Genomic DNA, 24,713 nt, shown 5'->3' with positions numbered 1-24,713 from the left:
CGGGGACGGGCTGGCTCATCACGGGGCTCCTCGGGTGGGTGCTGTCGGTCGGCACCGATCCTTCGGCGGCGGGGGTGGCGCGCGGGTCGCCCGACCGGCTCGACGTGCCCAGCCGGACGGACGACGGGCGGCGGCGTCATCGAGCCGTTCGGCCGACGTCGTCGTCGGTGCGGGCCTCTACGCTCCGGACCATGCCCGACGCCCCCGTGACCCGCACGACGCCCCGTGGGGCACCGTGGTGGCGGTCCGTGCTCGCGCACGCGGGGACGGTGGTCGCCGTGGTCGTCGCGCTGTTCTTCGGGATGGCGGACACGGCGTTCGCCGGCAACGTGGACGGGGCCTCCGGCCTGCGGCTCGTGCTGTCCGGCCTCGGCATGGTGGCCGCCGTCGGCGCGGCGGTGGCCCTGGTCTGGCGGCGCCAGCACGCGGTGGCGATCTGCCTCGCGGCCGCGGGGGTCGCCGTGGTGCTCCCGGTCAGCGGGTGCGCGGCGCTGGTCACGCTGCCGTGGGTGTTCGCGTCGGAGCGCACGCGCACGGTGGTGGGGTGCACTGTGGCGACCGGGGCGGCCGTCGTCGCGTCCCTCGCCCGGGACTGGTCGCGCGACGGTGCCGACGTCATGTGGTCCGTGGTCGACGAGGCCACGGGCCGGCGCGCCTACCTGCCGGTCGGTGGGTACGTCGCGTTCGGCGTCATCGCGCTCGGCCTCGCGGTCGCGGCGGGGCTGGTCCGTCGGTCGTCCGTCGCGGCACGCGTGGCGCGTGAGGCCGCCGCGGACGAGGCGCACCGTGCCGCGCAGCTGCGCACGCAGGCCGACCACCTGCGCACCGAGCTCACGCGGCAGGACGAGCGTGAGCTGATCGCGCGCGAGATGCACGACACAGTGGCGCACCACCTGTCGCTCGTGTCGCTGCACGCCGCGGCGTTGGAGGTCACCGCCGACGACCCCGGCACCGACGTGCCCGAGGCCGCCCGGTCGATGCGGTCGTCGGCGCACCGCGCGCTCGAGGAGATGCGGTCCCTCATCACGACGCTGCGCACCGCCGGTGACACGCTCGCCGAGCAGTACGCCGGGCCCGCACCGCGGCTCGCCGACCTGCCGGTGCTGCTGGACGACGCGCGGGGTGCGGGCGTCGACATCGGGGCGACCGTGTTCGTCGACGGCGGTGACGCCGCGCCACCCGCGCTGACCCGGGCGGTGTACCGCGTCGTGCAGGAGTCGCTGACGAACGCGATGAAGCACGCGCCCGGTGCGCGCGTGCACGTGGACCTGCGGGCACGACCCGGCGACGGCGTCGACGTCACCGTGCGCAACGCGCTCGCACCCGCCGACGCGGGGAGCGTGCCGCCGTCGGCCGGTGCGGGGCTCGTCGGCATGAGCGAACGCGCGCAGGCGCTCGGCGGGCGGCTGACCGCCGGCGTCGAGCGCGACGAGTACGTCGTGCGGGCGCACCTGCCGTGGGCGGCCGGCGCCTGACCGTCCCGCGGACCGGCCCACCGTGTCGGCCGGGGTCGGTACGGTCGCCGCATGATCCGGGTGCTCGTGGTGGACGACGACCCGATGGTGCGGCGCCTGCTGCGCACCATCCTGCGACCCGACGACCTGGAGGTCGTCGGTGAGGCCGCCGACGGTGACGAGGCCGTCACCGCGGTGCACGCGCACCACCCCGACGTCGTCCTCATGGACCTGCGCATGCCGCGCGTCGACGGCATCCGCGCGACCGCGGCCCTCGCCGCGCTGCCCGACCCGCCCGGCGTCGTCGCCATGACGTCGTTCGACACCGAGAGCGCGATCCTCGACGCCGTGCACGCCGGCGCCGCCGGCTTCCTCGCCAAGGACTCCTCGCCCGAGGACATCGTCGCGGCCGTCCGAGCCGTCGCCGCCGGTGACGGCTGGCTCTCCGCGCGGGCCGCGCGCACCGTGATGACGCAGGTCAGCGCCGACCCCGCTGCGTCGGGCCGCCGCGACGCGCAGGACAAGGTGCGGACGCTCACCGAGCGGGAACTCGAGATAGCGCGGGCCGTCGCCGAAGGGCTGTCGAACGCCGAGATCGCCCGGCGCGTGTTCGTGTCCGAGGCGACCGTGAAGACGCACCTGGGCCGGGCGATGGACAAGGTCGGCGTCGGGAGCCGAGTGCAGCTCGCGGTGCTGGTGGACCGGGCGGGGGTGGGGTGAGGGCTCGTCGAAGCGTCTGGCACGCCGTGACCGCAGGATCACCCGCAGGTCCCGAACGTGACGGGTGCGCGCGTGGCACCATCCCCGTGTCGACGTCCGTCTGACGGGGCCCATCGGTCCGAACGGTCGTCGCGCCGAGGGAGGCGCCGGGTGGGCGACGATCTGCAGCGGTCCGACGTGACACTGGTCCCGCTCGACGACGGGGGACGCGTGGCCGTCTTCGCCGCGGACGTCGAGCGTGCGCGCGCGGTGGTGGCGGCGCTGGCGCAGCCATTCGCGTCCGAGCAGGCGGGGCACGGGCTCGCTGCTGTGGGCATGACGGGCGCCGCCGCCTCGGCCGTCGGGTCCGGTGTGCAGGGCATCGCGCAGCTGCACGGGGTCGTGCAGCTCGCCCCGCACACCCTCGCGCAGCTGCACGCCGGAGCCCGACTGATGACCTCCGGCGGCTGGAACCTCGGCACCGTTGTCGGTCAGAACGGCCAGATCGTCGGCAACGCCGCCTTCACGGCCGTCGGCGCGGGCACGTCGATGGCGACGATGGCGGCCACGATGGGCACGAGCGTCGCGCTGGCCGCCGTCCAGCTGCAGCTCGTCCGCATCCAGCAGGCGGTCGAGCAGGTCGCCGCGCGCGTCGAGGTGCTGCTCGGCGAGACCCGCGAGATCCGGTCGGCGGAGATCGAGACGCGCATCGACCGCGTGATCCGCGAGTCGCGGTGGGCGCTCGAGCTCGGTCACGTCCCGCCCACGATGGTCGACGAGCTGCGCGGCGACGGGCACGCGCTCGAGGCGTACTGCCGCAGCACCGTGCGGCTGCTGGCGCAGCGGGTCGACGGCCTCGGGCGCGGCAAGGCCGCCAGCAGGCAGGAAGCGCTGCAGCAGGAGGCGGGCCAGATCGCCCGTGACGTCGTGAACCTGCACGCCGCCGCCGACTGCTGGCTGGGCTACGAGCTGCTGCGTGCGTCCGCGGTGACGGCGTCCTCGCCGGTGTACGCCGCGCAGATCGCCGCCGACGCCGCCGAGCGGACCGACGAGTGGCGGCAGCGCGCAGCCGAGCAGATCGCCGTGCTGCAGCAGCGGCTCCGACGCATCGACGCCGCACCCGGCAAGGGGTTCAACCCGCGCACCAAGCGCACCGTCCGCGAGCTCGCGCGTCAGCTCGCCGAGGCCGTGGCAGCCGCGATCCCCGCAGTCGAACCGGCCGTGCCGGAACCGGCCGACCTGCTGGGTCTCCGCGACGAGCAGCGTGAGCGGCTCCTCCAGGAGCTGCGCTGGCGGCTCGACGACGGCGCGCTCCTGCTGCTCGCAGGCGTCGCGATCCCGCGCATGTCCGACGTCGGCGGCATCGACGTCGCGCGTGCGGCCCTCCGCTCGGTCGGTGCGCGTGACGGCTTCGTCGCCGTGCGGGGTGCGCGGGTGCTCGTGGGCGTCGTGAAGGACTTCGTCGAGGACGGGACGCTCCTGGTCGACGTACCGCGCGGCGCGTGCGTGGTCTCCGGAGTCGAGGACGACGGCGACGGCGTGTTCACGCTCGGTTCCGACGACGAGCGCGTGCGTGTGGTGCCGCTCGACGCCGAGCGTCGGATGGCCCCGTCGATGCTGCGGCACCGGGTCCAGCGGGCGGTGGAGTTCGTGCCGTACGCGGCGCTGGGCTCGTGAATCGTCTGCCGCGTCACGACATGCGCGAGCCGAGATCCCGGACCTGCCGCAGGATGTCGCCCGGCGGTACCGAGAGGTCGACGGAGTGCACCTCGATGACGGGCCCGCCGTGCCGCACGACCAGCGCAGGGACGCCCTCGGCCCGGGCGTAGACCAGGTGGCCGCGGTCCAGCGCCAGCGCCGTGCAGTACGCGAGCATCTGGTAGACATCCGGCGGGGGGACCGACGTGCCGTCGGTGACCTTGTACTTGGTGTCGAGGACGACTGACGGCACCCCACGGGCGTCGTACACGACGAGGTCCGGTCGGAGGTGGACCGTGCCTCGTTCGTCGAGGCGCCACGTGGTGTCCTGCGGGGCAGGTCGACCGCCGCGCTCCGACAGGACGTCTGCGAGCGCGCTGCAGACGAACCGCTCGAAGACGGAGTTCATGTCGACGGTGAGGCCCACGGCCACGGTGTCGCCGAGCGCCAGGTCGAGGCCGGACCCGCGGAGCACGAGGCGGGCGAGGTCGACGGCGGGCCGGTAGCGGACGTTCAGACGCGTCCAGGCGACGTCCGGGACCGGCCCGTCGATGCGCAGCGGCGTGACGTCGTCCAGCGCAGCGACGATGCGGTGGAGGCGGCGCCGGACGTCGAGGTGTGGCCGGAGACGGGTCAGTGCGCGGGCGGCGGTGAGCAGGAGGCGGTTCTCAAGCACGTCCTCGTCGTGCTCGTCGTAACGGACGGCGATGGGCGCCCCTCGTCCGGGGCGTCGGCGCAGCTGCTCGGCGACGTCGACCCGTCCGCGGACGGTGTGACGTGTCTCTGACACGGGTCGGTACCCGCGCAGCACGCCGTCCTGGAGCACGCGCTCGGTGACGCGGGCGTAGAGCGCGGCCACCGCGGAGGTCAGGTCGGGAACGTGCGCGAGCTGGACGACGTCGTCGAGGACGGTGTCGGGCTCGCGGCCGGCGGCCACCCCGAGCAGGAAGAGCACGTTGCCGACCGGCGTCTTCGGTCGGACCATGACCTCGGCACCGTCCGCAGACGCCGCGCCGACGATGCTCGTCGGGGTCACCGCCCACCGCACCGTGCCGTCCTCCGCCCACGACTCGGCCTCGACCTTCGCCCGGAACGTCCGCTGGAGCAGCCGGACCTGGGCGGGCGTGAGGGCCAGGCCGCTGGTCGTGCGCCACTCAGTCAGCGTCAGCGTCGTCGACATCTGCCGCCGCCGTGGGTGCCCCCGTGCCTCGCAGCGCGTCGAGCGTCAGGGAGTCGAGCAGGGCCGTCCGTCCCCACAGCTGCTCGCGCAGCGTGGGCAGCACGTCGAAGGTCCAGATCCGCTCGACGTGCGCGGCGGTGAGGTCCTTCCGGAGGAAGTGGCTGGGGCCGATCGAGGCGGCGGGGTCGTCGATGAGGCGGTTGGCCTCGCGCAGGACGTCGGCGACCCAGGCGAGCGTGGGCGCGTGGGTCGCGAGGAACGTCGGCAGGACCTCGGACAACGGCGGCTGCTGCGGGTCGAACTCGACGAACGAGAAGCGTCGCCGCAGGGCGGAGTCGAGGAGGGCGATCGACCGGTCGGCGCTGTTCATGGTGCCGATCAGGTACAGGTTTGCCGGCAGGTGGAAGGGTTCGTCCGAGTACATGAGCCGGGCGTCGTCGCCGCGGTACTCGAGCAGCAGGTACAGCTCGCCGAACACACGGGCGGCGTTGCCGCGATTCAGCTCGTCCACCACGAGGACGTAGCTGTGCGCGGGGTCGGCCGCGGCGGCGCGTGCGATCGACTTGAGCGGACCCTCGCGCAGCACGTATCCGTCCTGCTGCGGGCGGTAGCCCTCGACGAACTCCTCGTAACCGTATGACGGGTGCAGCTGGACGATCTGGCAGCGGTCGGGACTACCCGCGAGCCACTGGGCGTACTCGCGCGCGACGTACGTCTTCCCCGTGCCGGGGCTGCCGGTGAAGATCACCTGGTTGCGGTCCTGGAGCAGCTCGTCGACGGTCTGGAGGAACGACTCGTCGAGGTGGAGCCGGTGTGCGAGGTCCGCCAGGCTCTCGTCCGTCACGGGAGCGTCGGTGGCCGTGGGGTCGGTCGTCTCGGGGCCGTCAGGCGCGGTTGGGGCTGACGGCGGGTCGACGTGCTTGCCCTTGCGCCACGCGAGCAGCGCGTCGAGCTCGGCCGGCGTGCTCCCGGGCACCTCGGCGGCGTCGACGGCGGTCCAGATCAGACCCTGCGCGTCGAGCCGGTCGCGCAGCGGGGTGCCGCGTCGGTGCATGAGGTCGAGGACGAGGTCGAGGAGCGCCAGGAAGCCGTCGTAGACCTCGCTGTCCGGTGCGCTCGGCTCGCTGCGCCGGTACGCGACGATGTTGGCGAAACGGCCGACGTAGCGTGACCGCCACGGCGGCTGGACGTCCGCACCGTGGACCATTCGGAGCATGGACGACACGCTGAGGCGTGACCCCTGCTCCGCCAGGACGTCGCTCGGCAGCGCTGCCCGGAAGTCGTCGAGCGCTGCGGTGCGGGGGTCGGTCCACAGGGCGAGCAACGCCCGGCGGGCTGCGGTGTGGTCGGCCTTGACCCACGCCAGCAGGTCGTCGTAGGCGCGGTAGTTGACGAGGTTCGTGCCGCGGAAGACCTGGGCCAGCTCGCCGGCCCACGACGCGTCGTCCCGCTGCGTCAGGTCTCGCACCGCGACGAGGCGCTGCGCCGCCTCCAGCTTGTAGGCGCGCTCGTCGGCTTCGAGGTCGATGCGCTCGGACGTCCACTCGAGCCAGCGTCCCGCGCGCGTCCACGCGGGCGAGGGCGGTGTGTCCCACTCCCAGTAGTGCGGCGCGCGCCAGAGGTTCACGAACCGATCGGGTGCGCCCGCGCGCTCAGCGAGACCGCGGTACACGTTGCCGAGCCGGACCGACTGCGGCAGGTCCGCCGGTCCGGCGAGGTCGGGCCACGTGGCGACGATGCGGTGGCGCCCGTCGGTACCGACGACGGGTGGGAACGCGTCGGGGAAGAGTAGGTGCTCCAGGGCGGCTCGCTGGATCCGGGCGCCCTGCGTGAGGTCGAGGTCGCCGAGCGCGGCGCTGAACCGGTGGGGGTCGTCGAGCAGCGCGCGGCGCTCGTCGAGGGGGAGGCTCTTGACCATCGCCACGACCTCGACGAGGAAACCGAAGAGCTTCCAGCGGTACGTGCCGTAGGCGGTGCCGGTGCGCACGAGCCCGGCGTCCAGTGCCTGGGCCAGCTCGCTCGGCGGCGGGATGGTCCCGTCGGCGAACCCGAGGATCTCGCCGATGATGGCACGCTTCTTGCTGCCGCCGATCACGTCGGATCGGGCGATCAGCAGATGGACGAACATCAGCTCGGCGGCGAGCTGCACCGCGCCGCGGGACGACGTCGCCAGCTGGGTCGACAGCTTGGAGACGAACGACCCGCTGCCGGTGTCCGGGCGCTCGACGAAGTCCCGCACCAGCTCCGCGGCCTGGTCCGACGTGGAGCCCGGACCGCCGCTGAACAGCGACCGGTCGTCGACAAGGCACTCGTCGCGCCAGCGCGCCGCAGCCGCGTACACCGGGCGGGCGGTCGGATACGGGATGCGCGTGGCCGACATGGGCGACAGTCAAGCAGGGGCGGGAGGCTCCGACGGCGGAACGTGGGGTGAAGTGGAATGCCGGCGGTGTCCTGTCGGCGCGAGCACTCGGATGCCCGTACCGCGGGGATAAAGTTCGGTCTCGGGCTTGATCGCGACCGCTGATGTGCCCGCGAGGCGTCGAAGATCATCGGAGGAGGTGGAAGGCATGGCGCGTGTGAGGTCGTTCTCGCCGTCCACGCAGGACATCAGGCCTCACCCGACGGAGGTGGACTGCGAGTACCGAGTCGTCGTCGATGCCGACCGGCGTCTGCTACACCTCACGACGTTCGGCTCCGACGACCGTGCGAGCAGGGCGAAGTCGAGCCAGAGCCTCCAGGTCGATGTCGACGCGGCGCGGGAACTCATCGTGATCATCGAGACCGCGTTTCCTGAGCTCCGCCGCTCGTGACGTTCTCGGGTTCCGGACCTCTCGCTACCGTCTCGCTGTTCAGCGGTGTCGCAGGGATCGAGCAGGGTCTGGCTGCCGCTGGCGTGTCTGACGTCGCCTGGTTCTGCGAGAGGTGGGACGCCGCCAGGGCCGTCCTCGCTGCACGCTATGCCGACGTCGAGGTGAAGGACGACGTCACCGCGATCAGGGACTTCGACGGGGCGGCGCTGGTCACCGCAGGTTTCCCCTGCACCGATCTCTCGCAGGCAGGGCTCACCCAGGGCTTGGCGGGCGTGAACTCAGGCCTGGTGATCGGGGTCCTGGAGAAGATCGCGGCCTATCGGCCGGACTGGGTCCTTCTCGAGAACGTGCCCAACATGCTCCACCTTGGCCGTGGCGCTGCGATGAACCGCATCGTGAGCGATCTGGAGAACGCGGGGTACTCATGGGCGTACCGCGTGGTCGACAGCCGGTTCGCCGGGCTAGCGCAGCGCCGGCGACGCGTCTTCCTCCTCGCGTCGCGAGTGATGGACCCCGCGCGGATCCTCCTCGGGGAGGATCACGGGGAACCGGAACCGGACCAGCAGGCAACGGCGTTCGGATTCTCGTGGACGGAGGGCAACCGAGGTGTGGGTTGGGCCGTCGGGGCCACTCCCACCCTGAAGGGGGGGACGACGGTGCGGGTGGCGAGCCCGCCTGCGATCTGGCTCCCCGGTGAGCGGGTGGGACGTCAGATCGTGCGACCGTCGATCGAGGCGGCTGAGTCGCTCCAGGGACTCGAGCCGGGCTGGACCTCTCCCGCTCCTGAGCGTGACCGCTGGAAGCTCGTGGGTAACGCGGTGAGCGTGCCGGTGGCCCGGTGGATCGGTGGGCGGCTGGCCAGGCGTTCGGAGCTGCGGGAGGCGTTCGAGGACGGTGTGCTCCTCGCCGAGGGTGCCGGGTGGCCCACCGCCGCCCGTGGGACGTCGGATGGGAAACGCTGGGCGGTCGACGTCTCCGAGTTCCCGTGCGGTCCTGTCGCGGACCAGGTCCAAGACCTCGGCGATCTCCTGACTTGCTACGGCTCGGAGCCGCTCTCGTGGCGGGCGACGAAGGGCTTCCGCGACCGCCTGCGCAGGAGCAACCTGCGCTACCGCCCGGACTTCATGGCAGCGCTGGACGCCCACGTCGATCACATGGCGGGTGCACACACGACCGCGTAGATCCGCTCGGCGACAGCGTCCGGCGACTCGTGCTCCCAGAACCGCATGACGGTCCAGCCGAGCTCCTCGAGCTGACTGGTCACGGACGCGTCGCGGGCCCTGTTGGCCGAGAGCTTCGCCTCCCACCACGCGGTGTTGGAACGCGGCATGGTGCCGTGCAGCGGGCAGCCGTGCCAGAAGCAGCCGTCGATGTAGACGGCGACGCGAGCGCGAGTGAAGGCGATGTCGATGGTGCGGCGGCGTTGCCCGGGGACCGGCCAGGTGACGCGGTATCGAAGGCCCCTGGCATGAAGTCGCCGTCGCACAGCCAGCTCGGGAACGTTGTCCCGCCGTCGCAGTGCGCTCATGCGACGAGAGACCTCGGGGCTGGACGGTCCGGGGTGCGCGCCAGGTGCCGGAGTGCTCACCGGGAGAGCATGGCGCGACCTCGTCAAGAATGCCTCTGCAGGTGAAGTCCGTGTTCTGCGCCACTGGTGACCGCTCCGATCGCTAGGGTCTCCGGAGAGTGCGAGGAAGGACTGACGTGCAGACGCATCTCCCCGAGGTCGGCCAGATGGTCCACGTCCGTGGCGCGCAGTGGGTGGTGACGGACGTCGCCGCGCAGGCGCTCCCGCGTTCCTCGGCGGACGACGACGTCACCGAGATCCAGCACGCCGTCACGCTGCAAGCGATGGGCGAGGACGCCGCGGGCGATGAGCTCCGGGTGGTCTGGGAGATCGAACCGGGACGCGCAGCAGTCACGGAGCGCGGCCTCCCGCGACAAGTCGACCCGGACCGCTTCGACGACCCGGGCACGCTCGCGGCGTTCGTCGATGCGCTGCGCTGGGGAGCAGTTACCTCAGCCGACCCTGGGACGTACCAAGCGCCATTCCGGTCAGGGGCGGCGGTCGAGCCGTACCAGTTGGAGCCGCTCAGGCGCGCCCTCTCGGCCCCGCGGACGAATTTGCTTCTCGCCGACGACGTGGGCCTCGGCAAGACGATCGAGGCCGGTCTCGTCATCCAGGAGCTGCTCCTGCGTCATCGTGCACGGTCGGTGGTCGTCGTCTGCCCCGCAGGTCTGGTGCTGAAGTGGCGCGACGAGATGCTCGAGAAATTCGGCTTGTCGTTCGAGGTCGTGAGCTCCGAGACGATGAAGGACGTGCGCCGTCGGTACGGCGTGCACGCCAACCCGTTCGTGCTGTTCCCGCGGGTGATCGTCTCGATGTCGTGGCTGCCCGGCCCTCGGGCCCAGCGCATGCTGCAGTCGGCGTTCGACGCGGCCCGGCGGACCGGGCGCGATGGTCGGGTCTTCGACGTGCTCGTGGTGGACGAGGCGCACCACGTCGCTCCCTCGGCGCCGCAGCAGGCCGCCGGTCGTCGTGGCTACGCGGTCGACTCGCAGCGGACGGCCGCCGTTCGCGACCTCGCTCGGCGGTGCGAGCACCGCCTGTTCCTGTCCGCCACGCCCCACAACGGGTACGAGGAGTCGTTCACCGCACTGCTGGAGATGATCGACGAGCACCGGTTCGCCCGCGGCGCCCAGATCGATCGGACCGCGCTCGCGGAGGTCGCGGTCCGGCGCTTGAAGTCCGACGTGCCGGGCGATCGCTTCCGTCAGCGGGAGGTGCGGCCGCTACCGGTCGAGGCGGCGGACGACGAGGCGGAGATGTATGACCGCCTGAGCGCGCTGCTCGACAGGCGGCGACGCGCAGCAGCGGGCGCGCCGGCGCGTGCTGCGGACATCTCAGCGTTGCTGCTCAAGAAGCGCTTCCTCTCGTCACCCTGGGCTTTCGCGCGGACGGCCGCCGCTTACCTCGAGGCGCGTCGTGACGGTCGCGAGCCCGACCTGCCGGAGTTCGACGACCTGTGGGGCGATGCCGCGCCCGACGAGGAGGAGGGCCGAGTCGCTCAGCCTGAGCTCGGTGCGCTCACCGACAGCCGCCGCGTGCTGGAGGATCTCCCGGCGCAGGACGTGGCAGACCTCGAGGCCCTCATCGCGTGGGGCCGCAGCTACGAGGCGCGGCCCGACTCCCGGCTGACCCAGCTGGTGCGGTTTCTCGAGGGGGAGATCCGCCCGACGGGGACGTGGTCCAACGAACGGGTCGTCGTCTTCACGGAGTACGTCGACACCCTCGAGTGGATCGAGCGCGTCCTGCGTACCGCTGGCTACGACTCCGACCGACTCGCCGTGATCCACGGGCAGACGCCGGCCGAGGAGCGCGAGGACATCCGCCTGCGCTTCAACGCCGACCCGTCGGAGCACCCCGTCCGGGTCCTGCTGGCGACCGACGCCGCCGGCGAGGGCATCGACCTGCAGCGCTACTGCCATCGGCTCGTGAACTTCGACGTGCCGTTCAACCCCAACCGCCTCGAGCAGCGCATCGGCCGCATCGACCGGTACGGGCAGACGGAGACGCCAGTGGCGTGGCACTTCGCACCGGTCAGCGGGCGGAACGCGCTAGACCGTGACGTCGACCTGCTGCGGCGGCTGCTGGACAAGATGCAGCGTGTGCGCACCGACCTCGGCTCGGCGAACGACGTCCTGGCGCCGGACCTCGAGGAGGAGCTCCTGGGACGCCGTCCGCGGGCAGCCAGGCCGGCTCGCGACGACTCGGCTCGCGCGGTGACCGACATGCTGGCGGGGGATCGCCGGATGTCGGCGGAGCTCACGCGCATCACCGAGGGCCTCGACGACGTCCGCAGGCGACTGCACCTGCACCCGGCGAACGTCCACCGCGTGGTCGACACGGCCCTGAGCCTCGCGGGGCAGCCGAGGCTCGAGCGCGCCGGGGACGTCGACACCGACGCCCCCGTCTTCGCCGCGCCGACGGCGATGGCGCGGACCTGGGCGCTCGCGGTGCAGGACCTGGACGACCCCCTCACGTCGGAGCGGCGGCACCTGACCTTCGACGAGGAGGCGGCTCGTGGACGCCAGGACCTCGTGCACGCCCACCTCGGCCACCCGCTCGTCCGGTTGGCGACCCGGGCGCTCCGTCAGGAGCTCTGGTCACCGCAGCCGTCCGTCCAGCGCGTGACCGCGGTCGTCGTACCCGGACTCCGGGACTCGTTCGTGGCGGCCGTCGCGCGTCTGGTGCTGGTCGGCGGCAGCGGGGTCCGCCTGCACGAGGAGGTCTTCCTCGCCGGGACCCGGCTGCGACGACGTCAGGACCTCGGTGAGGACCTCTCGGAGGACCTGCTCGCCACGACGCTCGACGGGCACGACCTGCGGTCCCCGCGCCCCGAGGTGCTGCGCGCGCTCGCGGAGCGGTGGAACGAGGACGGGGCGGATGCACTCCGCGCGCGCGTCGAGCGTGCCGTGGAAGCCCGGGCCGCTCGCCGGCTCGGCGAGCTGGAGGAGGCACTCCGGCATCGTCGTGAGGCCGACCTCGAACGGGTCGAGGGAACCTTCGCGCGGTTCCGGGAGACGCTGCAGCGGTCGGTCGCTGCGATGGAGCGGGCAGCGCGTGAGGCCGAGGAGTCGCTCTTCGAGCTCGAGGGTTCCGCGCGGCAACGGCGTCGTGACATCGAGGAAGTGCGACGCCGGCTGGACGTCCTCGACGACGAGCTGGACCGGGAACGGCGCGCCGTCGACGCCCGGTACGAGGAGTCGCAGCACCACGCACTGACCGGGGCGCTCGTGTTCGCACTGACACCCGCCGACGCCGAGGGGAGCTTCGCATGAGCCCGCGACCGGGACACCGGCATAGACGGCATGACGACGTCTTCGCGTGGCTCGACCTCGTCGTCGTCGACGGGCCGTTCCTCGCACGGCCGGCGCTCAAGACGCAGTACCGCGACGGTCTGCCCCGCCCGGACGCGGCTGTCGACCAGGTGGGTGAGTCGTTCACGGAGGGCTTCCGCCTGTGGGAGCGGGCCTGGACCACCTGGGTGCGGTCGGCGCGCGACGACTCCGCGATGGCCGCGTACCTGACCGAGCGTGACGCCTGGGTGACGATGATGACCCGGCAGGTGCTGGAGTGGGACGGGTACGTCGTCGAGCCGTCGCCGGACCTGCGGGCGCAGTCGCTGGACGGCGAGGACTCCGTGCGGCCGACGGCGATCCTGCGGACCGCCGGGGAGGCCGAAGCGCTGCTACTGGTCGTCGACCCGACCGACGACCTCGCCGCACCGGGGACGGACGGATGGGCCGCGACCGCGATCGACCGAGGTGCCGCGCTCCTCCGCGCGAGCCGGTCCAGCGGCGGGAGCGGCATCCCGGTGGCCGTCGTGACCGACGGCCGCTGGTGGGCTCTCGTGTGGATCAGTGAGCAGGGCGCGGTCGGTTCCGGCACGTTCGACGGGGCGCTCTTCCGGGAGGAGCCCGACCTCAGAGCGGCGTTCTGGGCCCTGACGCGCATGACCTCCCTGGCAGGCGGGGCCCCCGAGCGTCGTCTGCCCGCACTGCTGCGTGACTCGGTCGCCAGCACCGAGGAGATCACCGACCAGCTCGGCCGGCAGGTCCGCGCGGCCGTCGAGCTCCTGGTGCAGTCGTTCTCGGAGTCGCACCTGCACGCGGTGGCCGCCGGTGAGGCATCACCGCTCCCGGAGGACGGGCACACCGTTTACGACGCGGCCGTGACGGTCATGATGCGCGTCGTCTTCCTGCTGTTCGCCGAGGCTAACGAGCTTCTCCCCGACAGCGTGCTGTACCGCGACGCCTACGCGATCTCCGACGTCGGCGAGCGTCTGGATGCTCGCCGACGCGCCGCCGTCGCCGCGGACGGGGAGGAGCTGCTCGAGGGGTCGTTCGACACCTGGCACCGGCTGCTCGCGACGAGCAGCGCCCTGTACGAGGGGGCGACGTTCGAGGACCTGCGCATGCCGGCCTACGGCGGATCGCTCTTCGACCCTGACCGCTTCGCGTGGCTGCTCGCCAGCGACGCCACGACGGGGCGCCTCCGGGTCGTGGTCGACGACCGCGTGATGCTGCACGTGCTGCGTGCTGTCCAGCAGGTCCGCATCGGGAACGAGGCGCGGGCGGTGTCCTTCCGGGACCTCGACGTCGAGCAGATCGGCTACGTCTACGAGGGCCTGCTCGGGTACTCCGCCCGGTTCACCGACCGGGACGAGACGATCGTCGGGCTGTCCGGCCCGCAGGACGGGGCCGAGCCGGAGATCCCGCTCGGGATGCTGCACCACCTGTCCGACGACGCGGGCGAGGACCCCGCCGCCTTCGCGGCGGCTCTGGTCGCCTGGCTCAAAGAGGACCAGCCAGGGGCGCGCGGGAGCACGGTCCGCCAGATCGCAAAGGCGTACGAGACCAGCGGCACCGTCGAGGCGCAGGACGAGGCCCGGCGGCTGCTTCGTCCCGTGGTGCGGGACACGGGTCTGCTCGACGAGCTCGTCGGGTACATCTACCTGATCCGCCGCGACCTGCGCGGACTGCCGTACGTCGTTCTCGGCGGGGGACTGGTCGTCGTCGAGACCCGTTCGCGCGCCAACTCCGGGACGCACTACACGCCGCGGGCGCTCGCGGAGGAGGTCGTGCTCCACGCCCTCGAGCCGCTCGTGTACCAGCCGGGTCCGCTGCAGACGGCGGACACGAGCCAGTGGAAGCTCATCCCGTCCTCGCAGATCCTCGACCTCAAGGTCGCGGACATCGCTGTTGGCTCCGGGGCCTTCCTCGTCGCTGCGGCGCGGTACCTCGGCGGGAAGCTGCTCGAGGCGTGGGACGCCGAAGGCATCACCCGCGAGGACGTCAGGGCCGAGCAGCGACGCCGACGGGAGATCGAAGCCCGCCGGGAGATCGTGGCGCACTGCCTCTACGGTGCGGACATCAACCCGATGGCCGTCGAGATGTGCAAGCTCTCTCTGTGGCTGGTGTCGCTCGACCGGGACAAGCCCTTCTCGTTCGTCGACGACAAGATCTTCTGCGGCAACTCGCTGCTCGGGCTCACGGAACTCCGGCAGTTGCGCGGGCTGCACATCGACCCGTCGCCCGCCCGCCTGCGAAACCCGGGGTTCACCTCAGATATCGACCTCGCCTTGCGACGCGCCACCGACATCCGCGCTCAGCTTGCGACACCCGTATCCGACGGCGACTCGATGCGAACGACCCACGCCAAACGTCGAATGATGGCGCAATTGGCGGCTGAACTCTTGGTCCTGCGCGGGATTGCCGACGGCATTATTGCGGCAGCGCTTCGGATCGGGGGTCGGCCCGGTCGGCAACTCGATCGCGTCTACGAAGAACTCTCGCTCGCGTTGATGCGCTACGAGCACGGCGATAAGGGAGATCTCGCCGCAATCCTTGATAAAGGATTGCGTCCCAGCGTTGACATCGACTCGGAGCGATGGAATCCGCTTCACTGGATCCTCGCGGTACCCGAGGCGATGTCTCGAGGTGGGTTCGATGCGATCGTCGGCAATCCTCCGTTCTTGGGCGACTCAAAACTCCCCGCCGCGGTGGGGGGCAATATGCGCGAGTTTCTCAGTCGGCAGATCGCTCAAAAGCCTGGGCGGGCTGATCTCGCTGCGTACTTCGTCCTACGTGCCGCCGGTCTCCTGCGCAGCGGGGGCACTCTAGGGCTGATTACCACGAACACGATCTCACAGGGCGTTACGCGGGAGGTGTCCTTGGATGCTCTCCTCGACCGTGGATTCTCGATCTATTCTGCAGTGTCCTCGAATAATTGGCCGGCCGCTTCGGCGAATCTGGAGTACTCGGTGCTTTGGATGACTAGTCCTGGAACTGGGCGGGATGAAAATGTGCCGTCCATCCTGGATGGTCGCCCCGTATCACGAATCTCGGCACTGTTGCAGCCTGAGTCTCGTGTCGGCGGGTTGCCCAATCGGCTTACCGAGAATGCCGGAGTCGCTTTCCAGGGGGTCGGAATCCTCGGCAAGGGGTTCATCCTGGATGGCGGCGAGGCTTTAGGTCTGATTGCCCAGGATGCTCGCCTTAATCAGGTCATCAGACCTTACCTGAATGCGCAGGATCTGAACGGAAGGCCGGACTGTTCAGCCTCGCGCTACGTTATTGACTTCGGCGAGATGGAGCAGCCTGAGGCTGAAAAGTACGGAGCTGCATATGAGATAGTTAGGTCGCGGGTCATGCCCGAGCGTGTTCGGGGAGACGCCACAAAGTACCCGCGCATGGTCCATGAGTGGTGGAAGTTCTGGAATCCCCGTCCGAGGATGCAGGCCGGACTGGCGCCGCTCGATGAATGTCTGGCGATTGCGCGCGTGAGTCGTACGCTGCAAGCCGTGCGTGTGCGGGCCGGCCAGGTGATAAGTGACGCATGTGTTGTCTTCGCGACAGACTCGTTTGCGGACCTTGCTGTACTTTGCTCGAGTGCTCACGTTGCCTGGGTGCTGAAGTATGCGTCGGCCATGCGGAACGATCCCCGATACACCCCATCGGACGTGTTCGAGACCTTTCCGATGCCACCGGCGAAGTCACAGCTTGCGGAGATCGGGGAGAAGGTCGAACGAGAACGTAGGGCGATTATGGTTCGTCGTGGAATTGGCTTGACGCAACTATATGGCCTTGTGAACAGTGCTGCCACGTCGGATGTCTCGAATAGGGATGTAGGTCGTCTGCGCGCCCTCCACACCGAGCTTGATGAGGCAGTGATGGCTTCTTACGGTTGGTGTGACTTGACGCTTGATCACGGTTTCTACCTCGACCGCCAAGTCGAGCGCTGGGCGGTGAGTCATCAAGCTCGAACGGAGATTCTCGATCGGTTACTTGAGGAAAACCACCGCCGTGCGGCTCTCTCTCTATCGCTTGATGAACCCACATGGCGCCGACCCGCGGAGGGTGAGCGCGCGTGACATCCTCGGGACATGTGCGGAGTGAAGTGCATCGACTGCTCGCTGGGGATCTCGTTGGGCCGTGGGACGGTCGCACAGAAACAGTGACTGGCAATCCTCGTGGACGGTACCTGGCGGGTGCCCTAGCGCCTGTGAAGGTGGATGGGACCGGGATTGCCTTAGGGCCGGCTCAGGCACCGACAACGGACGAGATTGCCGACCTGCGATCAGGTGACGACACGATCCCCGTCCTCGACAGACGTGGCACCTACGGCGTCCCCGACGTCGAGGACGGGGAGATCTCCGACAGCGGCGGCCCGGAAGAATCGGAGGACCGAGGACCCGCGTCCCAGCTCATCGCGCCGTCGTCGATGGGCCTGCGCTTCCGCGTGAGCGCGAGTGGACCTGGTCTCGCACTTGTCGCCCGATGGGGCACGTACGTACCGCGCCGCGAGGCTGACGACAACGGTCGGGTGCGGACGCTGTACGACCGCACACCGCACGAGCACCGCGTCGTCCTGGCGTCGGACCGGCTCACCCCCGGTGCGGTGATCGACGAGCCCGTCCTGGTCGAGAACGGCGTGGTGCAGGTGTCGGTGAGTGTGGACGTCCTCGCGGGAGAGGGGGAGACGCTCGTCGTCGAGGTCGCCTTGCAGAACCGCCGCATCACCGATGGCACCTTGCCACCCAGGCTGTGGCTCTTCCAGGCCGAGCTCGAGGTCGTGGCTGCCGACGGGTCGGCGGCGTTCCTGCCGATCCACGATCCCCTGGACGCGCTCGCACCCGGGCTCGACAGCGAGGAGCAGCGCCTCGAGCTGCTCTACCGGGACCGCCTCGAGTTCGCGGTCGGCCGTACCTGCTCGGCCACGTGGACGTGCGTCGACCCCGACACGACGAACGGCGAGTGGGTCCGTGACCTCGTCGAGGGCTCGCGCCGCGCGCACCGGGTCCGCACGACCTGGCTGCCGACCGCCGAGGTGCCGCAGACGATGGCGCCCGCCGTGCCCGGCGCCGTCGTCTCCATGGACCGCCTCGGCAGCGCCGCACTCGAGGACGTCGTGGCCGGTCTCCGTCCGATGGTCGACGGCTACCGCTCGTGGCTGGTCGATCGGCGCGGCGAGGTCGCCGACCTCCCGCCCCACCTGCAGGACATCGCGGACGAGGCGGTCGAGGACGCCGAAGGGGTGGCTGACCGCTTGCAGGCCGGCCTCGAGCTCCTGACCGACCCCGACGTCTTCCGCGCCTTCCAGTTCATGAACCGGGTCATGGCGGACCAGCGCGTCCACAGCCAGGTCGCTCAGCTCCGCTCCGAGAGTGCCGACGTGACCATCACCGAGGCGACCGAGCAGGTGATGGCGAAGGATGAGCTCGCCCGTGCATCGTGGCGACCGTTCCAGCTCGGGTTCATCCTCATGCAGCTCGGCAGCCTCGCGGACCCGGCCTCCCCGCTGCGCAGCGGGGACGCCGCGCAGGCCGAACTCCTCTTCTTCCCCACCGGTGGTGGCAAGACCGAGGCGTACCTCGGGCTCGCCGCGTTCACCTTCGCGATCCGGCGGCTTCAGGGCGAGGTCCCGTCCCCGGACGGCCCGCTTGACGGGCGCGACGGCGTCGCGGTCCTCATGCGCTACACGCTCCGTCTGCTCACGACGCAGCAGTTCCAGCGCGCCACGGCGCTCGTGTGCGCGGCCGAGCTTGAGCGACGCCGCGACCCCGACACCTGGGGCGCCGAGCCCTTCCGCATCGGCCTGTGGGTGGGCACCAGCGTCAGCCCCAAGTCCGTCACTGAGGCACGCGCGCAGGTGGAGGACGCGCGGGGCGCCGAGGGCAAGGCGTACGGCGTCACTGTCCTGCAGCTCCAGCGCTGCCCGTGGTGCGGTTCGCGGATCAGCCCCAAGCAGCACATCCGGTACGACGACGTGCGCCGACGTGTGCTGGTCCACTGCGGGGCGAAGCTCGGCGCCGAGTGCCCGTTCGCCGAGGGTGGCCTCGTCGAGGACGGCCTGCCTGTGCTCACGACGGACGAGGAGATCTACCGGCACCCGCCCACGTACCTCCTCGCGACCGTCGACAAGTTCGCGCGCATCGCACGCGAAGGTCAGACGGCGCACCTCTTCGGCCACGTCGCCCAGCGGTGCCCTCGTCACGGATACGTCCACCCGGACACCCCCGACGAGGTGTGCAACCGCACGAGCCACAACCGCAAGGGCTCTGCCCCCAAGGTCACCGTCACCGCGATCGGCCGTCTGCGCCCGCCGGACCTCATCATCCAGGACGAGCTGCACCTCATCACGGGCGCGCTCGGCACCGCTGTGGGGCTGTTCGAGGTCGCCGTCGACACGCTCTGCAGCTGGCAGCTCGGACCTGACGCCGCGACCGCAGCCGCGATCCGGCCCCTGGTGGTCGCGTCAACGGCGACCAGCCGCAACGCGCTCGGGCAGGTGCGTCGGCTCTACGGGCGTGGTGTCGAGATCTTCCCGCCCCAGGTGCTCGACGTCCGGGACACGTACTTCTCCGCCGAGGTCCCGATCAGCGAGGAGAGCCCCGGCCGGCGCTACGTCGGGGTGTGCGCGCACGGCGCACGCCTGACGCTGGCCGAGATCCGGGTGTCGGAGATCCTCCTGCTCGCGGGTCAGCGACTGCTTGACGAGCACGGTGAGGCGGCAGACCCGTACATGACCCTCGTCGGGTACTTCTCGGCGACCCGTGAGCTCGCGGGCATGCGGCGGTACCTCGACGACGACGTCACGACGCGCATCACCAACCCGGACCGCACGAGCGGCTACGCGCCGCGCGGACGGTTCGGGCTCGAGGTGGGCGAGCTCACGTCCCGCATCTCCTCGACGGAGATCACCGCGACCCTCGATCGGCTCGCCGTGACGTTCGACCCGCACTTCGACAGCACGAGCGCACACGCCCGCATGGCCCAGGCCGCACGCGACGGGAAGAAGGAGCCGGGCCGGCCTGGTGATCGGCCGTACGACGTGGTGCTGGCGACGTCGATGCTGCAGGTGGGCGTCGACGTCGGGCGCCTCGGGCTCATGCTCATCGTGGGGCAGCCGAAGAACACCGCGGAGTACATCCAGGCGTCGTCACGCGTCGGGCGCGTGGCCTCCCGACCCGGGCTGGTCGTCACGCTCGCGAACCGGGCACGCCCGCGCGACATGGCGCACTACGAACAGTTCGAGCACGACCACCGGACGTTCTACGCCCACGTCGAGGCCTTGTCGGTCACGCCGTTCTCCGACTCCTCGCTCGAGCGCGGGCTCACCGGCGTCCTCGTCTCCGTCGCGCGGGTGCTCGACGTGACGGCGTCGCCGTCCCTGTCACCGCAGGCCGGAGCCGGGGCTGTCGCCACCCGGTACGCCACGGTGGAGCACCTCATCGACGTCATCGCACAGCGGGCAGCGGCAGCCGGCGCCGACGAGCTCGTCGACGCGATCCGGGACAAGCTCCAGCGGCGCCTCGACGTCTGGTACGCGAAAGCCACCGCGAACCCCACCACGGTCTACGACAAGCGAAGCGGTGTACCGGGCTTGCTGAAGAGTCCCGAGGACGAGGCGATCATCGGTGAGGACGCCTACCTCCGTGTCGCCAACTCGATGCGCGAGGTGCAGCCCGAGATCAACCTCGTGGTGCGCTCCGTGCAGGACAAGGTGACGGACGTCGAACCCCCTGACGCGCCGGCGTGGGAGTTCCCCCTGGAGGTGGGGCAGTGATCGAGGAGACGCCCGCGGACCCGGCCGAGACCGAGTACGTCGCGGAGAACGCCGTGCTCGACCCGTACGCGCACACCGACGACGTCGCGCCCAAGAACTACGGGCGTATCGGCTCCATGCGGCCCACGGCGCTGCTGTACACCGGAGGGATCGGTGCGACGGTCGACCTGCCGCACGTCGCCGTCATGCCACAGGGCCTCGACGCGTGGGAGCTCGCCTACCAGCGGCTCGGCAAGGTCTTCCAGGTCTCCGAACCGCGCCTGGTCGAGGCGGTCAAGGCGCAGATCGGACGTCAGGTCACCGAGCTACGTAGGCCGCCGCGCGAGGAGACCGGGCCGGACGGGTATTCCACCATCGGCGTGCCGGCCGCGGTGTTCCCTCGGTGGTTGCGGTGCACCGGTTGCGACATCCTGGCTCCGTTCGACGGCCAGGGCGGAACCTTCACCTTCGTCAACACCATCAAGCGCCGGCCGGACAAGGCGCGGTTCGAGCACGAGGGCTGCCGCGGACGCAAGGGCACCGCCAAGCCGCGGCGCAGCCCCGCGGTTCCCGCCCGCTACCTGGTCGCCTGCCTCGCCGGGCACCTGGACGAGTTCCCCTACTGGGCGTACGTGCACCGTGCCCAGGGTGCGGGGTGGACGTGCTCGAAGATGGCGGGCATCCCGAACCCCCGGACACAGCTGCGGATGCTCGAGTGGCGCAGCAACCTCGGCCCCGAGGTCCACATCCACTGCGTCACGTGCGGCGAGCGGCGTTCCATGCGCGAGCTCACCGGGACCGCGGGCGCCGAGCGCATGCCGCGGTGCCGGGGACGCCACCCCCATCTCGGGACCTTCGAGAAGTGCCAGGCCGAGACGCGGTTCATGCTGCTCGGAGCCGCGAACCAGTGGTTCCCCGCGACGGTCAGCCTCCTCGTGGTGCCGGAGAGCGTCGAGCTCACCGTCACCGACGTCGCCGCGCGGCTCCAGGGCGTCCCCGCCGATCAGCGAGCGATGGTGACGTCGGAGGCGGTGGTCCCGATGTTCAAGGCGTTCGTCCAGCAGAGCGCGGGACTGGACCTCGCGGACGTGCCTGACGACGTCGTCATGGCGGCGATCACGATGCTCTCCGAGGGTGGTGTGCCGGACACGGGGCGGACCACCCCCTACACGGCGGTGGAGCTCAGGCTCCCCGAGTGGCGCACGCTCGTCCGACCCAAGGACTTCGCCAAGCACGCGCGCCAGAGCGACTTCCGCATCCGGGACGTCGCACCCCCCGCCTTGCTCGGTCCGGTGGTCCGGACCGTGGCGGCGGTCGACCGGTTGAAGAAGGTGAACGCCTTCGTCGGGTTCACACGTGTCGACTCGTTCGACCGTATCGACGACGCCGCTCGGCTCGCCCCGATCTCGCGACGACGCCCCCGGTGGGTCCCGGCGACGGAGGACCACGGGGAGGGGGTGTTCATCCGTCTCCGCGAGGACGTCGTGGGCCCGTGGGAGGAGAGCGTGCTCCCGGCGCCGTTCTGGGAAGCGCACCGGCGTGCGCACGAGCTCAACGTCAAGCGCCGCACCAGTGCGTCCGCACCCGTGAACGCGGCGGAGCGGTTCGAGCCGCCGCGGTTCTGGGCCGTCCACACCCTCGCTCACCTCCTCATCCGCCAGATGGCGATGGACTCTGGCTACGGGTCCGCGTCGCTCACCGAGCGCATTTACGCATGGCGCGCGGACGAGGACCGCGAGGCGGCTGCGGGCTTCCTCATCTCGACCACCTCGCCCGACAGCGAGGGCACGCTTGGTGGCCTCGTCGAGCTGTCGGACCCGAAGCGACTCGGTGACCTGGTCACGCGGGCACTGCACAAGGCGTCCCGCTGCTCGTCCGATCCGGTCTGCTCGCACCGCACGCCCGGCCCGGACGAGGACTTTCTCCACGGTGCCGCCTGCCACTTCTGCGTCTTCAACTCGGAGACGTCGTGCGAGAACGCCAACAGGTTCCTCGACCGGCGCCTCCTGCGGACGCTCTACGCGGGGCAGGGGGTCGACGGGCTCCTCGACGCCATGGTGCTGGGATGAAGGACAACCTCGCAGCGCTCGTCGGTCTGCTGACACCCAGCGAGCTTCGCCGTGTCGCGGCGAGCCTCGAGGTGACCGGCCGCGCGCGGCGAGCTGCCCGCGAGGTGGCGCCCGACCGGGCACCAGCGGTCGGAGCCGCGCTCGCGGCGGTGGTGAGATCTTTCGGGAACTCGACCGCGCTCGCTGCCGCGTTGCGGGTGATCGCTGACGCCGCCGAGGACCGACCGGAGCCTCCTGTGGTCGTCTGGAGCGGGCCGCAGCTGCAGGGAGATTCGGTCCGGACAACCGAGGCCATCGTCCGCCTCATCGATGACGCGGAAGAGAGCATCCTTGCGTCGACGTACTCCGGATCGAAGGGCGCGCCCTTCGTCCAGGCCCTGCGGCGGGCCGCACAGCGCAAGGTGGCGATCACTCTCGTCGTCGATGTCATCGAGCGCGCGGAGACCGCGCGTGCGCTCGGGCGCGCCGTGCCGAGGGCGACCGTCTACGGGTATCACCACGAGGTGCGAGGTCAGGTCGGCCTTCAGCACTCGAAGATCCTCGTCATTGACGGACGCTTCACCCTGGTGACGAGCGCCAACCTCTCTGTCGCGGCTGTCGAGCGCCATCTGGAAGCCGGCGTGCTCCTCGATGATCCCGCTGTCGCAGGCCGGGTCTCGAGGCGTGTGGCCGACCTGGTGGCATCGGCGCATCTGAGACAGGTGGAGTGACCGCCCTGCACCGGTCGAGACCGCGGCAGTTCGGTTGATTGCGCAGGCAGGCGGGTGAACAGGGCGGAGCCGAGTGGCTTCCCAGCACCCTCTGCGCAAAGCTCACCTGCATGGCTGCGCGTGACGTCCTTCGCGACTGGTTGGTCGAGGCCCTGCGCACGCTCGGAGGATCGGCGACGGTCATTGACGTCAGCCGAGAAGTGTGGCGGGCGCACCAGCGCGACATCGAAGCCTCCGGGGACCTCGTCTACACCTGGCAGTACGACCTTCGATGGGCAGCGACCAACCTCCGCAAGGAAGGGCGCCTGGCTCAGAACAAGCGGGGTGAGCCGTGGCGACTGACCTAGGCCGCAGCTGAATCGGTAGGCGTGCAACGTGCGGACCCGTGACCCTGGCCGCCGACCTCGCCTCAGTCGCGCGGCGATGTGCTTCTGCCCCTCGTGCTGCGGCGGCCGCATCGACGGACGAAGCGGACTGGCGCGCCGGCGTCAGCCCGCGAGCATGCGCGGCAGCACCACGTTCACGACGAACAAGACCGCCCCGAGCCAGAGGACGAGCCGGGTCAGCGCCCCACCGAGCGAGGCCCTCCGTCGTCGTCGCCTGTCGACGGCGGACCGCCCACCCCGCGCGCCGGCCGACCGTCCGCCAGACCGTCCCGCAGACCGTGCGGACGTCCGCTCCGCCGCTCCCCGCGGCGTCCGTCCGCCACCCCGTCGGGGCGTGGGGACGGGCCCCGACGCGGCGCCGAGCTCGGCGTGCAGGTGGCGCGCGACGTCCACGACGTCGTACACCGACAGCCGCACGGGCTGGGCGAGCAGGTGCTCGGGCAGCTGCCACTGCCCGCAGACCGTCACGCCCTGCACGGTGGTCACCGGCTGGTCCTGCTGCCCGGCGAGGCACATGACTCCGCGCACCGCGGACCGGTGCTGCGGTGCGAGCAGCGTGGTCACGGCCGCCGCGGCCTGGCTGACGCCCTCGACGGCCGCGTCCCGCCCGTAGCCGTTCTGCCGCACACCGTCCGGCGAGACCCGCACGTCGCCCGACCAGTTCTTCGCGTCGACGACGAACACGCCACCCGGCCCGATCGCCACGTGGTCGAGGTTGGCGCGCTGTCGGCCGGGCCAGCGCACGTCGTGCAGCACGGTCCAGCCGTACCGCGTGAGGTGTGCGAGCACGTCGGCGACCTGGCGCTCGCCCTCGGCACCCGCAGCCCACGCGCGCTGGTCGCGGCGCAGCCTCTCGAGCACGGCGGCGTCGACCGCCTCGCCGCGCTCCTGCGCGTCCAGTAGTTGGGCGACGCGCCGCGCGCGTCGGCTCACCTGCTCCTCGGCGCCGCGTCCGGCGTCGTCCCCTGCAGCCCCCTGCACGACCCGGCCCCCCTACTCGCAGCCCACGCCGTCGTTGTCGCGGTCCAGGTGCGACGCATACCCGGGGTCGCCGACGCGCACGGGTGCGGCGCCCGCGGCCCGGGCCTCGGTGCAGT

The 24,713-nt window shown here is 71.1% G+C and carries 16 protein-coding genes; 11 read left to right on the top strand and 5 right to left on the bottom strand.

Features of this window, described 5'->3' with window-relative positions:
- Positions 1-191 precede the first annotated feature (191 nt).
- The 3 genes from ATM99_RS12060 (at position 192) to ATM99_RS12050 (ending at position 3,830) form a co-directional block, all read left to right on the top strand.
- Entirely contained in the window at positions 192-1,475 is a 1,284-nt protein-coding gene (locus ATM99_RS12060; protein ID WP_062103156.1) for a sensor histidine kinase, read from the top strand.
- Between the two features lie 51 nt (positions 1,476-1,526).
- Positions 1,527-2,174 carry a response regulator transcription factor gene (locus tag ATM99_RS12055; protein ID WP_062103155.1) on the top strand — a complete coding sequence of 216 codons (648 nt, stop codon included), beginning with the start codon at positions 1,527-1,529 and terminating at the stop codon, positions 2,172-2,174.
- A 150-nt stretch (positions 2,175-2,324) separates the two neighbouring features.
- On the top strand, positions 2,325-3,830 hold the full coding sequence (locus tag ATM99_RS12050) for a hypothetical protein (protein ID WP_062103154.1): 1,506 nt from the start codon (positions 2,325-2,327) through the stop codon (positions 3,828-3,830).
- Between the two features lie 13 nt (positions 3,831-3,843).
- Here ATM99_RS12050 and ATM99_RS12045 read toward each other — a convergent pair whose 3' ends face one another.
- Both ATM99_RS12045 and ATM99_RS12040 read right to left on the bottom strand, forming a co-directional pair.
- Entirely contained in the window at positions 3,844-5,031 is a 1,188-nt protein-coding gene (locus ATM99_RS12045; protein WP_082659665.1) for an McrC family protein, read from the bottom strand.
- Positions 5,006-7,411 (bottom strand): AAA family ATPase, encoded by a 2,406-nt coding sequence (locus tag ATM99_RS12040; protein WP_062103152.1) that lies wholly within the window; start codon positions 7,409-7,411, stop codon positions 5,006-5,008. Before ATM99_RS12040 ends, ATM99_RS12045 begins: the two co-directional genes overlap by 26 nt.
- 127 nt (positions 7,412-7,538) lie before the next feature.
- On the opposite strand from ATM99_RS12040, the gene ATM99_RS12035 reads away from it, so the two are divergent.
- Entirely contained in the window at positions 7,539-7,841 is a 303-nt protein-coding gene (locus ATM99_RS12035) for a hypothetical protein (RefSeq protein WP_223305043.1), read from the top strand.
- On the top strand, positions 7,838-9,022 hold the full coding sequence (locus ATM99_RS12030; RefSeq protein WP_062103150.1) for a DNA cytosine methyltransferase: 1,185 nt from the start codon (positions 7,838-7,840) through the stop codon (positions 9,020-9,022). The genes ATM99_RS12035 and ATM99_RS12030 overlap by 4 nt, the downstream gene beginning before the upstream one ends.
- Here the strand turns inward: ATM99_RS12030 and ATM99_RS12025 are convergent.
- Complete coding sequence (locus ATM99_RS12025; RefSeq protein WP_062103149.1) at positions 8,992-9,369, bottom strand: very short patch repair endonuclease; 378 nt, start codon at positions 9,367-9,369, stop codon at positions 8,992-8,994. The genes ATM99_RS12030 and ATM99_RS12025 overlap by 31 nt on opposite strands.
- Positions 9,370-9,545: 176 nt before the next feature.
- Here ATM99_RS12025 and drmD point away from each other — a divergent pair, with 176 nt between their 5' ends.
- From drmD to ATM99_RS11995, 6 genes are all read left to right on the top strand, one after another.
- Positions 9,546-12,683, top strand: a complete 3,138-nt coding sequence (gene drmD / locus ATM99_RS12020; RefSeq protein ID WP_223305041.1) for a DISARM system SNF2-like helicase DrmD — start codon at positions 9,546-9,548, stop codon at positions 12,681-12,683.
- Positions 12,680-16,777 carry a DNA methyltransferase gene (locus ATM99_RS12015; protein ID WP_062103148.1) on the top strand — a complete coding sequence of 1,366 codons (4,098 nt, stop codon included), beginning with the start codon at positions 12,680-12,682 and terminating at the stop codon, positions 16,775-16,777. The genes drmD and ATM99_RS12015 overlap by 4 nt, the downstream gene beginning before the upstream one ends.
- Positions 16,774-20,472, top strand: a complete 3,699-nt coding sequence (gene drmA / locus ATM99_RS12010) for a DISARM system helicase DrmA (protein ID WP_062103147.1) — start codon at positions 16,774-16,776, stop codon at positions 20,470-20,472. Before ATM99_RS12015 ends, drmA begins: the two co-directional genes overlap by 4 nt.
- Positions 20,469-22,520: a DUF1998 domain-containing protein gene (drmB, locus tag ATM99_RS12005; RefSeq protein WP_062103146.1), complete on the top strand. Its 2,052-nt coding sequence runs from the start codon at positions 20,469-20,471 to the stop codon at positions 22,518-22,520. The genes drmA and drmB overlap by 4 nt, the downstream gene beginning before the upstream one ends.
- The gene (gene drmC, locus ATM99_RS12000) at positions 22,517-23,230 is read left to right on the top strand and encodes a DISARM system phospholipase D-like protein DrmC (protein WP_062103145.1); all 714 of its coding nucleotides are present in this window, start codon (positions 22,517-22,519) and stop codon (positions 23,228-23,230) included. Before drmB ends, drmC begins: the two co-directional genes overlap by 4 nt.
- Before the next feature lie 110 nt (positions 23,231-23,340).
- Complete coding sequence (locus tag ATM99_RS11995) at positions 23,341-23,577, top strand: hypothetical protein (protein WP_062103157.1); 237 nt, start codon at positions 23,341-23,343, stop codon at positions 23,575-23,577.
- Positions 23,578-23,718: 141 nt separating this feature from the next.
- On the opposite strand, the gene ATM99_RS19710 is transcribed toward ATM99_RS11995, so the two are convergent.
- Both ATM99_RS19710 and ATM99_RS11985 read right to left on the bottom strand, forming a co-directional pair.
- Entirely contained in the window at positions 23,719-24,549 is an 831-nt protein-coding gene (locus ATM99_RS19710) for a nuclease-related domain-containing protein (RefSeq protein WP_223305036.1), read from the bottom strand.
- A gap of 60 nt (positions 24,550-24,609) precedes the next feature.
- Positions 24,610-24,713 (bottom strand): excalibur calcium-binding domain-containing protein (locus tag ATM99_RS11985; RefSeq protein WP_150118275.1); only part of this gene is annotated, 104 nt, incomplete at its 5' end.

Source organism: Cellulomonas sp. B6, from assembly GCF_001462455.1.
Taxonomy (GTDB): domain Bacteria; phylum Actinomycetota; class Actinomycetes; order Actinomycetales; family Cellulomonadaceae; genus Cellulomonas.
This window is presented reverse-complemented; position numbering and strand designations above follow the sequence as displayed.